The sequence below is a fragment of the Psychromonas sp. SA13A genome (genome assembly GCF_011378715.1).
Classification (GTDB): domain Bacteria; phylum Pseudomonadota; class Gammaproteobacteria; order Enterobacterales; family Psychromonadaceae; genus Psychromonas.
Genome location: NZ_WTKU01000001.1, coordinates 323,524 through 335,498, shown reverse-complemented (window position 1 = coordinate 335,498; position 11,975 = coordinate 323,524). Strand labels below are relative to the sequence as shown.

At 38.5% G+C, this 11,975-nt stretch carries 11 protein-coding genes; 9 read left to right on the top strand and 2 right to left on the bottom strand.

The window, feature by feature from the left end:
* Positions 1 to 108: 108 nt before the first annotated feature.
* On the top strand, positions 109 to 1,722 hold the full coding sequence (locus GQR44_RS01500) for a glycerol-3-phosphate dehydrogenase/oxidase (RefSeq protein WP_166368516.1): 1,614 nt from the start codon (positions 109 to 111) through the stop codon (positions 1,720 to 1,722).
* Positions 1,723 to 1,846: 124 nt separating this feature from the next.
* On the opposite strand, the gene GQR44_RS01495 is transcribed toward GQR44_RS01500, so the two are convergent.
* Both GQR44_RS01495 and GQR44_RS01490 read right to left on the bottom strand, forming a co-directional pair.
* Entirely contained in the window at positions 1,847 to 2,581 is a 735-nt protein-coding gene (locus GQR44_RS01495; RefSeq protein WP_205962923.1) for a DeoR/GlpR family DNA-binding transcription regulator, read from the bottom strand.
* The gene (locus tag GQR44_RS01490; protein WP_166368514.1) at positions 2,578 to 3,291 is read right to left on the bottom strand and encodes a glycerophosphoryl diester phosphodiesterase; all 714 of its coding nucleotides are present in this window, start codon (positions 3,289 to 3,291) and stop codon (positions 2,578 to 2,580) included. Before GQR44_RS01490 ends, GQR44_RS01495 begins: the two co-directional genes overlap by 4 nt.
* Before the next feature lie 313 nt (positions 3,292 to 3,604).
* On the opposite strand from GQR44_RS01490, the gene GQR44_RS01485 reads away from it, so the two are divergent.
* From GQR44_RS01485 to GQR44_RS01450, 8 genes are all read left to right on the top strand, one after another.
* The gene (locus GQR44_RS01485) at positions 3,605 to 4,633 is read left to right on the top strand and encodes a C4-dicarboxylate TRAP transporter substrate-binding protein (RefSeq protein ID WP_166368512.1); all 1,029 of its coding nucleotides are present in this window, start codon (positions 3,605 to 3,607) and stop codon (positions 4,631 to 4,633) included.
* Between the two features lie 229 nt (positions 4,634 to 4,862).
* Positions 4,863 to 5,372 (top strand): TRAP transporter small permease, encoded by a 510-nt coding sequence (locus tag GQR44_RS01480; protein ID WP_166368510.1) that lies wholly within the window; start codon positions 4,863 to 4,865, stop codon positions 5,370 to 5,372.
* A gap of 8 nt (positions 5,373 to 5,380) precedes the next feature.
* The gene (locus GQR44_RS01475; protein WP_166368508.1) at positions 5,381 to 6,664 is read left to right on the top strand and encodes a TRAP transporter large permease; all 1,284 of its coding nucleotides are present in this window, start codon (positions 5,381 to 5,383) and stop codon (positions 6,662 to 6,664) included.
* Between the two features lie 54 nt (positions 6,665 to 6,718).
* Entirely contained in the window at positions 6,719 to 7,513 is a 795-nt protein-coding gene (locus tag GQR44_RS01470) for an HAD-IIB family hydrolase (protein ID WP_166368506.1), read from the top strand.
* Between the two features lie 73 nt (positions 7,514 to 7,586).
* Positions 7,587 to 8,567, top strand: a complete 981-nt coding sequence (locus tag GQR44_RS01465; RefSeq protein WP_166368504.1) for a DMT family transporter — start codon at positions 7,587 to 7,589, stop codon at positions 8,565 to 8,567.
* Positions 8,568 to 8,744: 177 nt separating this feature from the next.
* On the top strand, positions 8,745 to 9,791 hold the full coding sequence (locus GQR44_RS01460; protein ID WP_240923538.1) for a TRAP transporter substrate-binding protein: 1,047 nt from the start codon (positions 8,745 to 8,747) through the stop codon (positions 9,789 to 9,791).
* 196 nt (positions 9,792 to 9,987) lie between these two features.
* Complete coding sequence (locus GQR44_RS01455) at positions 9,988 to 10,554, top strand: TRAP transporter small permease subunit (RefSeq protein ID WP_166368500.1); 567 nt, start codon at positions 9,988 to 9,990, stop codon at positions 10,552 to 10,554.
* The gene (locus GQR44_RS01450; protein WP_346774312.1) at positions 10,554 to 11,930 is read left to right on the top strand and encodes a TRAP transporter large permease subunit; all 1,377 of its coding nucleotides are present in this window, start codon (positions 10,554 to 10,556) and stop codon (positions 11,928 to 11,930) included. The genes GQR44_RS01455 and GQR44_RS01450 overlap by 1 nt, the downstream gene beginning before the upstream one ends.
* Positions 11,931 to 11,975: the final 45 nt, after the last annotated feature.

Below are 11,975 nucleotides of genomic sequence, written 5' to 3'. Positions count from 1 at the left end.
TCACTTTTTTATTCGTAAAGTGCGAATGATCATATTAATTAGAAAAACATTATGTTCTAATGTGAGCATTAACTGGCGCGAACGAACATTTAATTCAAGGATTCCGAAATGAGCCTCAATAGAACGAACAATATTAAACAACTAGCTGAAGAAGAGTTAGATGTCCTTATTTTAGGGGGCGGTATCAACGGTGCTGTCGCTGCTGCATCTTTGGCTGCAAAGGGAGTTAAAGTTGGCCTGATCGATAAAGGCGACTTTGCTGGCGCAACAAGCTCTAACTCATCAAATCTTGCATGGGGTGGTATTAAGTATTTAGAAAGTCACGAATACCGTTTAGTGAATAAACTTTGTAAGAGCCGTAATAACTTAATGAAACATTACCCGTCATCAGTGACTGAGGTACGTTTCTTAACTACTATTCAAAAAGGTTTCCGTTTCCCTGTTTGGTTTGTATTCATGGGGACGTTAGCTTATTGGTTATTTGGTCGACTATTTACTATGGCACCTAAATACCTAACACGTAATGCTATTAAACAACTTGAACCAAGTATTAAAGTAACTGGCGCTCAAGCAGGTTTTGAGTACTCAGATGCTTTCTTAAAAGACAATGATTCACGCTTTGTATTTAACTTTATAACGGCAGCTGCAAAAAAATCAGCGCTTGTTGCAAACTATGTAGAGTCAATTAAGGCGGTGCGTGAAAATAATCAATGGGTTATTGATGCTAAAGATAACACCACTGATGAAACCTTTACGATTAAAGCAAAAACCTTGATCAATGCCTGTGGACCAATGGTTGACCAAGTAAATAAAAGCACCAAACAGAAAACATCACATCATCACTTGTTTTCAAAAGGTGTGCATTTAACGGTTGAACGTATTTCAAAAGATCACCGTGTATTGGCCTTTTTTGCAAGCGATGGACGTTTATTCTTTGTATTACCAATGGGTTCAAAAACTTGTATCGGTACCACTGATAACCAAGTAGAGAGCCATAAAACAGAAGTTACAGACGAAGATCGTCAATTTATTCTTGATAATGCTAATACATTATTAGAGTTAGATAAGCCGTTAACTAAAGCAGATATTATTGCAGAAAGATGTGGTGTTCGACCATTAGCGATTGAAGCTGAAGAAGGCGTGGCAGACTGGGTTGCTTTATCTCGCAAGCATGCGATAGATGTTAATAAGCAAGATAAACACATTAGTATCTTTGGTGGTAAATTAACTGACTGTATTAATGTTGGTGATGAAGTGGCTGATATCGTTAAAGATCTAGCCATTCCAATGAAAAAGAATGATTCACTTTGGTATGGTGAACCAGCTGATTCAGTTAAAGCTAAATTTATGAGCGCAATGGTGGAGATTGATAAATTAACACCAAAAGGTGCACTAGAGCCTTTATCAAGTCGTTTCTGGCGCCGTTATGGTGAAGATGCTTTTGTTTTACTTGAGGCAATCAAGCAAGATCCTAGTAAAGCTGAACTTGCTCTTGAGCATACAGAGTTTACTTGGGCTGAAATCGATTGGGTTGCTGAGAATGAGATGGTTGTTAACCTTGATGATCTACTGCGTCGTCGCTCGAAAGCAACATTAGTGATCCGTAAAGAACTTTTAGATAATGCTGAAGGGCTAGAAGCGGTTAGTGAACGTTTATTTGGCGACAAGGCACAACAGAAAGTTACTGAGTTTCGTAACGCGGTTTCATTCAACCGAGATTAATTGCGCGAAAGTTAGTTTCTTAAATTGAAAATTAACTAAAGCTTTAAGCTAATAAAACCACTACCAAGCGTAGTGGTTTTTTGTTTTTTAAAAGAATAAAAATGATTCTTAGCTTAATGCAATTTTATTCGATTGCAGTGATAGGTAAATCTTGAGGTAGGTTAGTTTGATTAGTATAGATCTGATCAAATGTTGCTAATGAAGCTATTTTCACTGAAGCTGAACCTGACCATTTGCTCGCATCCGCCACTAACCAGGTTTGTCGTGAGTTATGTAAAATACTTTGTGATAACTCTGCTTCAGCGGTTTCATGTTCCATCGCAGTATGACTTTCAGTGATGGCGGCACAGCCTAAGATGCCAATATCTGCTTCAAAACTATTAAAAAACGTTAACACACTATGACCCACCACATCCTGTTGCTGAGATCTAAATAACCCGCCGGCAATATAAACTTCAATTTCAGGGTTCGACTCTAAAATCTTCACTACTTGTAAGTTGTTGGTGATCACTCGATTTTTGGTTTTTAAATAATAAGCAATACGTGTCACTGTGGTGCCTATTCCCATCATGATGGTTGCGCCATCGGGAATCGAGTCGGCGACTTTCTTCGCGATCGTGTCTTTCACATTAAACTGCAAGTCGCTACGCAGTTGATAGCTGGTATTAGTGAGTAGTACTGGTAAACCAACACCGCCGTGAATACGCCGCGCATAGCCAGCTTTACACAGTTGGTTAACATCACGGCGAACGGTTTGAGTGGTAACTTGAAAATATTCAGCAATAGTATCAATCTGAATATCTTCGTGTTGCCTCAAACGAGCGAGAATATTTTGTTGGCGCGCATTTATTTTTATCATGCTTGAGCAAACTGATCAGGTTTGTCAGTGATGATCATCTCAACTCCCCAAGCTCTAAATTTACTCGCTTGCTGAAGATCATTAAGCGTCCAAATATTTAATTTTAGACCTGATTGTATGACTTCTTTGGCCATCTCTTCGGTTAATATTTTGTAATCAATATGCAGGCTGTATAAATTGATCGGTTTTAATTTTGCTAATGTTGCTCGCGGTTCATGTTCGGTAATATAACCGAGACGAATCGTTGGCATTACTTGTCGACAGTGCGTTAATGCTAATGTTGAAAAACTAGATATGATTAATTTTTCATGCGGGAAGTTCATTTTTTCCAACACTTCTGCCACTTTATCGACTAAAGGTTGTACTTGATGATCATGATGAATTTTGATTTCTAGGTTCATAGATAAATCATTAGCTATAAAAAAGGCTAACGTTTGCTCTAAAGATTGAATCTGTTCTCCTGCAAACTCCTTGGAAAACCAGCTACCTGCATCTAATGCTTGTAACTGCTCAAGCGTTAAGTCTGCGACTTTATTTTTGCCATTAGTACAACGATCCACTGTCTCATCATGGAATATGACGGGCGTGTTATCGGCACTCAATTGTGTATCAAGCTCAATCCATTTTGCACCAAACTGTAAAGCTTTTTTGAAACCAGCTAATGTATTTTCTGGTGCTAGCGATGCTGCACCACGATGACCTGCAATCATAAATCCACCTGTAATGTTCATTTGAACGTTAATGACTTTGTTGATGATAATGTATTTTAGAAAATATAAAAGGCTTAAAAATACAACAGGCTGTCATATTAACTTAACAATTCAGTGGTATTTATACGTTCAGGTCTACATTTTTGTAACCTACTATTTGCACGATAATCATTTTCATATGATTCTACAAATGTTCATATGAATAATGTTGTGTGGGTTAACAAAAAAGCACATATAACCTATTTCACTATTTTTTTGTTTTAATAAACAAACTAATTTATTAAAACTAACTTTACAAACAAAGGTACTATTTATGATAAAGGTAATCGGAACCGTATTAACAGCTGTTGCATTGCTTGTTGGTTGTGGCGAAAAACCTGCTGATACAACGAAAAGCGCAGACGTTGCAAAAAAAGTTGAGCCAATCGACATCAACATGAGTTTAGTTTTTACTCAAAATGAGTTACTAACTCAAGAATTAATAAAAGCAACGGACAAAATCCGCGAACGTACCGATGGTGGCATTAATATTAAAGTTTACCCAGGCGGCCAGTTACCTGTTTATAAAGATAATCTTGAGCAAGTTGTTAATGGCGCAGATTGGATTGCGGTAGAAGATTTAAGTTACCTAGGTGATTACGTGCCTGACTTTGCTGCATTAGCTGGTCCTATGTTATACAACTCTTACGATGAATACCTTGCCATGATGGATACAAAATTAGTTGCTGATTTAACAGCACAAGTAGAAGCAAAAGGGATCAAAGTATTAAATGCCGATTACATGTTTGGTTTCCGTCACATGATCACTAATAAAGAGATTAAAAACTCTGCTGATATGGCTGGTATGCGTATTCGTGTTCCAGGTAGCCAATTATTTATTAGCACATTGGCATCAATGGGCGCTGCACCTGCATCATTACCTTTCCCTGAAACCTATGCTGGTGTACAACAAGGTGTTGTAGATGGTCTTGAAGGTTCAATTTTAACAATGTACTCCACTAAAATGTATGAAGTCGCTAAAAACATGTCTTTAACTAAACATTTCTTAGGTACTGTTGGTCTGTATATTTCACCTACATTATGGGATAAATTTACACCGGAACAACAACAAATTGTTAATGAAGAGTTTGCAGCTGGTGCCATTTCAAATACGAAAGAACTAGTTAAGCTTGATGCTGAATACACGCAAAAACTGGAAGAGTTAGGTGTTAAATTTAACGAAGTTGATAGCGCTGAATTTAGTAAATTAACTGCTGACGTTTATAACCAGTTCCCAGAATGGAGCAGTGATATTCGTAGTAAAATAGGTGCAGAGTTGGAAACAATTCGAGCAGCTAAATAGTCGAAATGAAGTCATTATATTTAACTGGCCTTTAATCACTAAGACTGAGTGCCACCGTTAAATATTAAAAAATAATGCTGCTTTATTGTTTTAACGATAAAGCAGCATCTTTTTTGGCCTGTAATAGTTATTGTGTCATTCGCATTAGTTATGTGTTTTTAAGCAAAACAAAGTATCACCAACCTAGTTGCTTTTCAGTGCTGCAATGGGTTAACGAGTAGGAGAAGTCATGGGCTTCTTATTTAAAAATTTTGAAGAAATCTTAGCATCAGTTGCTATCTCCATTACCATTTTGATGGTCATTATTAATGTCATCCTACGTTATGGTTTTGGTTTTGTTGTTCCGTGGAGTGAAGAGTTAGCCGTTATTTGCTTTATTTGGTCTGTCTATTTTGGTATTAGTTCTTGTTACAAACATAAGCTACATATGGGCGTAGATGTGATCATTGCGCTATTGCCTGAAAAAGCAAAAATTCCATTCAATATAGTCATTTCAGTTTTTTTACTGGCAATAAATTTGATCCTTGCTTACCTAAGTTACGATTACATGATGCTGTCTAATAAAGTGACTCCGGTGATGGGCATGTCCTACTTCACTATTAATGGTGTGCTATTTCTTTGTTTCTCTTTGATGTCGATTCATACCGTCAATTTTATTTTCAAAGATATTAAGCAGCTTAGGCAACCCGCACAAACTAAGCAATCTAGCGACGCTTCCTCGTCGCAGTCAGACATATAGGTGACACAGTGGAAATCTATCTTCCTATTATTATTTTGTTCTCTCTGTTTTTGCTAAATGTACCGATTGCATTTTCTTTAATAGCTTCTTCGTTGGTTTATTTTTTATTTATTAATACCTCGATCCCTGTGACGCTAGTGATGCAACGATTCATCTCATCAGCTTCCTCATTTCCGCTATTAGCGATCCCCTTCTTTATTATGGTGGGGTCGGTAATGAATTATTCCGGCATTAGTCGCAGTTTGTTATCTTTGGCGGATTCATTGATCGGTCATAAAACCGGTGGTTTGGCGCATGTGAATGTGGCTTTAAGTACGTTAATGGGAGGCATTTCGGGATCTGCGAATGCAGACGCAGCCATGCAATCGAAAATACTTGCACCAGAAATGACTAAACGAGGTTACGATTTACCCTTTACCGCTGCAATTACAGCGGCATCATCGAGTATTAGCCCAGTTATTCCACCGGGTATTAATTTGATTATTTATGCTTTGCTAGCCAATGTTTCAGTACATGAAATGTTCATCGCAGGTTATGTGCCTGCTTTTATGATGGCATTATCATTAATGGTGACGATTGCAATTATAGCGAGACGTAGAAAGTATGCCCCATCAAGATCTGAGCCTGCACCAGCCAAAGAAAGGCTTCATTATTTAGGTAAAGCTATTCCAGCTTTATTGATTCCCTTCGGGATTATTTTAGGCATGCGCTTTGGTTTATTCACACCTACAGAAGCAGGTGCGATCGCAGTTTTACTGTGTGCAATCATTGGTTTATTTGTTTATCGCGAGTTAAAGCTGACACATTTCCCTGCTATTTTTAAAGAGACGGTGCAAGGTACCAGTAGTGTCATGTTCATTATTATCGGTGCGATGATCTTTGGTTATTACATGACCTTGGAGCAAATTCCACAGAGCGTTGCCTCAGCATTAATCTTAGTCACCGATAACAAGTTAGTTCTATTAATGTTGATCAATTTACTGTTGTTGATTGTGGGTATGTTTATTGAAGGTGGCGCTGCAATGATTATTCTTACGCCATTATTACTACCGGCAGTACTTAATCTTGGGGTGAACCCTGTGCACTTTGGGATCATCGTGATTGTTAATATTATGATTGGAGGTGTTACGCCACCCTTTGGATCCATGATGTTTACGGTTTGCTCAATTCTTAAAGTAAAACTGACTGATTTTGTACGAGAAGTTGCACCTTTATTATTAGCATTATTAACCGTGTTAATGATTTTAACGTACTCGGAAGGTTTAGTAATGTTCTTACCTAACTTGCTGTAAGCATGAATAAATAAGCATTAATAGATAAGCGTTATAGATGCTTAAGGAAATACAATGAAGCAATTAAAAAACACCTTAACCAATGATTGGAAAGAGGTGCAATGGGTATTAACAGATGTTGACGACACACTAACCTGGCACGGGCAACTACCTCCAGAGACTTTAATAGCGCTAGCTGCGTTACAACAGGCTGGGCTGAAAGTGGTTGCTGTCACAGGCGCTTGCGCGGGGTGGTGTGACCATATTGCACAATTGTGGCCAGTTGATGCAGTGATTGGCGAAAATGGTGCCTTTATTATGGAAAAGGAAGCGGGTAACTTAACCCTTAAGTCAGGGCTTCCTCTTCAACAAATTGCACAAAATAAAGCCACCTTAAAAGAGCAAGTTACTAGCATTTTAGCGGATTACCCTGACTTAGGTTTAACATTGGATCAGTCTTATCGCTTGTGTGAAGTCGCGATTGATATCGGTCAAAATCGAGACCCTGTTGCTACGCCTATTATTGAAGAAGTGGTCTCTAAAATTAAAGCCTTGGGCGCTAATGCAACGGCAAGCTCAATCCATATTAATAGCTGGTATGGAGAGCATTCAAAAAAAGCGACATCGTTTCAGTTTTTGCAGGAAAAAGGCTTATCAACCTCTGAGATACTTGCACAAGCTTGTTATGTGGGAGACTCTTTGAATGATCAATTTATGTTCGCGGCTTTACCTAAAAGTGTGGGTGTCGCTAATATCAAAAATTACTGGGAAAGGCTTTTACATCATCCAGAATTCATTATGACTGAACCAGGTGGTTATGGTTTTGCTGAGTTTACTAAACAGTTATTAGCGATAAAGAACTTAGCTTAACAATGCATTCACTGTTACGATTATTGCTTTGATAGGTTCATAGCACTTATAGATCATCCCTACGGAGTAAACATTGACTAACAGAGCGGCGAGTAATACTACAACGACTAATAATCGTATTTTATGGATGGCTTTTTTAGGTTTGTTAATGACCAATTTGTTTTGGGCCATTAATGCTATTTTAGCGAGAAGTTATATGCCTGAAGTCGCGCCTATTGCGATGAATCTATTCCGTTGGTTCGGTGTTTTTATATTGCTGACGCCTTTTTGCTTACCTAGAGTGATAAAAAATTGGGCAATGATCCGCCCACATTTATCGGCGTTAACAGGGCTAGCGATATTAAGTATCGTATTTTATAACAGCTTACTTTATTTGGCCGCTAACTTTACCACCGTAGTAAATATTACCCTTATTAATACGCTTATTCCGATTGCCACTTTATTGATGGCATGGCGCGTCTTGGGTAATCGTCCTCGCTTGATGCAATTCCTTGGTATGGTGATCTCAATATTAGGGGTGTTACTGATTTTAACAAAAGGGCAGTTGCTACATTTATTGAGCCTTAAATTCAGTCAGGGTGATCTATTGATGATTGCCGCTGTGGTGGTGTGGGCATTGTTTACTGTGTTGTTGAAAAAGTTGTCACTTAAATTATCGTCTATTAATGTGCTGTATCTATTGATCATGTTGGGGCTGCCTTTCTTGATAGTCGCCTATGCCATTGAAGCTGTATTTTTTAAATTTTATTTACCTTCTTTTGAACACATCAGTTTGTTTGCTTATTTGTGGGTGTTCCCATCCATTCTTGCCTATATATTTTGGACCAATGGGGTTTTACGACTAGGCGCGGAAAGTGCGTCATTATCAATAACCTTAATGCCTTTATTTGGTGCTGTATTGGCGATTGTATTTCTTGATGAATCCATATTTTGGTTCCATATTGCAGGCGGTGTGTGCTCTCTGTTAGGCATGTTATTCGCGCTGCTACCAGCCAATAAACTGGCTGTTTTGTTTAAATTCAATACTCAGGCTAGAGGTATGTCAAAAAGTTGAAAATAAATCGACACTTAAGGGATGATTTATTTGCTACTTGTTAGCATTTCATTAACATCCTAAAGACTTTATTACAGATAAGTGAAGCATTGGAAAATGTAACACTATAAATAATCGTTACCATTCAAGGAGTTTAGAATGCCGTTAAAAAGAATAATTACAAAATTAGCGATCGGAATGACGATGGCAGGGGCGTTATTAACGCCTTTTATGGCCAATGCCGCTAAAGCAGAATATAAGTGGAAAATGGTAACAACTTGGCCAAAAAACTTTCCAGGTTTAGGGACAGGGGCAAATGAATTAGCGAAACTCATTAATGAGATGAGTGATGGACGAATTCAAGTCAAAGTTTATGGGGCAAAAGAGTTAGTGGGTGCATTAGAAGTGTTTGATGCAGTCTCTCGTGGTACCGCAGAATTAGGGCACAGTGCAGCCTATTACTGGAAAGGTAAAGTACCAGCAGGCCAATTTTTCACCGCAGTACCTTTTGGTTTAACGGCGCAAGAAATGAATGGCTGGATATATAGTGGAGGCGGGCTAGAACTTTGGCATGAAGCTTATGCACCTTTTGGTATTGTGCCTATGCCGGGCGGTAATACAGGCGTGCAAATGGGTGGTTGGTTTAATAAACGTATCGATAGTTTAGCCGATGTTAAAGGCTTAAAAATGCGTATACCGGGTTTAGGTGGTGAAGTTTTAAAACGTGCTGGCGGTACACCTGTATTGCTACCGGGTAGCGAAATTTTCCCTGCTTTACAATCGGGTACTATTGACGCGACGGAGTGGGTTGGTCCGTATAACGATTTAGCTTTTGGTTTAAACAAAGCAGCTAAATACTATTACTACCCAGGATGGCATGAGCCAGGTTCATCAATGGAAATCCTGATCAATAAAAAAGCATTAGAAGGGTTACCTGAAAATCTGCAATCGATTGTGTTAAATGCAACAAAAATTGCTAATGCAGATATGTTAGCCGATTTCACAACGCGTAATCATGCGGCCCTTGGACAGTTAATGAGTAAAGGTGGTGTTGAGTTATTACCTTTTCCAAAAGATGTGTTAGCTAAATTAAAAACCTTGTCAGAAGAAGTGGTTGAAGAAGAAGCTCAAAAAGATGAAATGAGTAAAAAAGTTTATGCATCTTATAAAGCTTATCGAGATCAAGTTATTAAATGGCATGATATTTCAGAAAAAGCTTACTTAAATGCAAGAAGTCCTGAGTAGTTAGCCCCTATTTCACTACTCTCAATGTTAATCCTGTTCATTAAAGTGTTATTAATACCTTTATGAATAGGATTAATTTCTGTTTTAACGTCATAATAACGGCCGTGATATTTTATTGAATCGTAATGTACTGGATTGCATTAGATTAATAGTCACACTGCGCCGTTTCTTTTAGTTTGTAGATTGAGAATTTTGTATGGATACACCATCCCCTTCATTAATAGCAATGATCAGGAACATTAATCGTTTCAGTGATTGGTTAGGTCGTTTTGTCTCTTGGTTTGTTTTAGCGATTGTGCTGATTACCTTCACCGTTGTTGTTATGCGTTATGCTTTTAATACTGGCTCTGTATTTATGCAAGAATCTATTAGTTACTTTCACAACTATGTGATCATGTTAGGTATGGGCTACACCTTGCTCAAAGGTGCTCATGTCCGTGTTGATATATTTTACCGACCTGCCTCCGCAAAGAAAAAAGCCTGGGTTAACTTATTAGGCTTCCTATTTTTATTACTGCCAACCTGTGTCTTTATCTTCTATATCGCGTGGGAATATGTGGCTGCCTCTTGGGAAATATTAGAAGGTTCACAGGAAGCGGGCGGAGTGGATGCGCGTTACTTGTTTAAGTCTACGATTTTATTAATGCCGGTATTAATGATCATTCAAGGCATTGCCGAAAGCTTAAAAGCGATATTAATTATTAAAGGATATGAACAACACGTGTTGGCATTAGATGTAACTGAAGAGGAGCATGGACTATGATCGAATTTATTCCTCTGTGGTTATTTGCTTTTGCCTTCATCATTTTATTGATTGGTTATCCGGTTGCGTTTGCGTTAGCAGGCTCAGCTTTATTGTTTGCTTTAGTTGGCTTTGCAACAGATACCTTTGATAGTGTTTTTTTAGAGGCTATTCCTAATCGTATTCAAGGTATTCTCGCTAATGATCTATTAATAGCGATCCCCTTATTTGTATTTATGGGGGTGATGTTAGAGAAGTCTAAAATAGCGGAAGAGCTATTAGATACCATGGGCCAAGTTTTTGGTGGCAAACCAGGTGGTCTCGGCTTATCGGTACTGATTGTTGGTATGTTATTAGCCGCTAGTACTGGGATTGTTGGTGCAACGGTTGTCACTATGGGCTTGTTAGCATTACCGACCATGCTTAAGCGTGGTTATTCTCCACAAGTTGCAACGGGTGTAATTTGTGCCTCCGGCACCTTAGGACAAATCATTCCTCCTTCTATTGTCTTAGTGTTATTAGGTGATGTTATTTCATCTTCTTACCAACAAGCACAATTAGACCAAGGCATTTTCTCTCCGGAAAGTGTCACCGTAGGAGACCTATTTTTAGGCGCTTTGCTTCCAGGTATTTTATTGGTCAGCTTATATGCGCTTTATATTATCGCCATTGCTATTATTGCCCCTAAAAAAGTTCCACCGATCCCTGCCGATGAACGTAAGGTAAGTAGAGAACTGTGGATGCAAGTACTAACCGTATTGATTCCGCCAATTGGGTTAATTGTTTTAGTACTAGGTTCTATTCTTGGCGGTATCGCAACACCAACAGAAGCTGCATCAGTGGGTTCTATTGGCGCGATTATTCTCGCTAAACTTAAGAAGACACTCACCTTTCCTGTATTACAGAAAGTGCTACGCAGCACTACTGAAGTAACCTCAATGGTATTTATGATACTCATTGGTGCTTCTATCTTCTCATTGGTATTTAGAGGTTTTGGTGGTGATGACCTAGTACGTGAGTTTTTAACTAACTTACCGGGTGGTGTGTTTGGTGCCGTCTTTTTAGTAATGTTAGTGATGTTCTTATTAGGGTTCTTTTTAGACTTTATTGAAATTACTTTTGTTGTGATCCCAATTGTTGCCCCTATCTTGCTAGCAATGGGTATTGATCCTGTTTGGTTAGGTATTATGATCGCGTTAAATTTACAAACGTCGTTCTTAACACCCCCCTTTGGATTCTCACTGTTTTATTTGCGTGGTGTCGCGCCCGACTCGGTATCAACACCACAAATTTATCGCGGTGTTATTCCCTTTATCGGGATTCAAATAGTGGTGATTGGGCTGCTTGCTTATTACCCGCAACTGGCAACGTGGTTACCTGAATTAGTGTACGGTTAAAAAAGCTACTCACTGGCCTTCACTCTGCTTAAACTTTAAAAGCGT

Excerpts from the sequence above, each read along its gene's own strand:
- GQR44_RS01485 (WP_166368512.1), top strand. The coding sequence starts at position 3,605 with ATGATAAAGGTAATCGGAACCGTATTAACAGCTGTTGCATTGCTTGTT.
- GQR44_RS01495 (WP_205962923.1), bottom strand. The coding sequence starts at position 2,581 with ATGATAAAAATAAATGCGCGCCAACAAAATATTCTCGCTCGTTTGAGG.
- GQR44_RS01470 (WP_166368506.1), top strand. The coding sequence starts at position 6,719 with ATGAAGCAATTAAAAAACACCTTAACCAATGATTGGAAAGAGGTGCAA.
- GQR44_RS01490 (WP_166368514.1), bottom strand. The coding sequence starts at position 3,291 with ATGATTGCAGGTCATCGTGGTGCAGCATCGCTAGCACCAGAAAATACA.
- GQR44_RS01500 (WP_166368516.1), top strand. The coding sequence starts at position 109 with ATGAGCCTCAATAGAACGAACAATATTAAACAACTAGCTGAAGAAGAG.
- GQR44_RS01455 (WP_166368500.1), top strand. The coding sequence starts at position 9,988 with ATGGATACACCATCCCCTTCATTAATAGCAATGATCAGGAACATTAAT.
- GQR44_RS01460 (WP_240923538.1), top strand. The coding sequence starts at position 8,745 with ATGACGATGGCAGGGGCGTTATTAACGCCTTTTATGGCCAATGCCGCT.
- GQR44_RS01480 (WP_166368510.1), top strand. The coding sequence starts at position 4,863 with ATGGGCTTCTTATTTAAAAATTTTGAAGAAATCTTAGCATCAGTTGCT.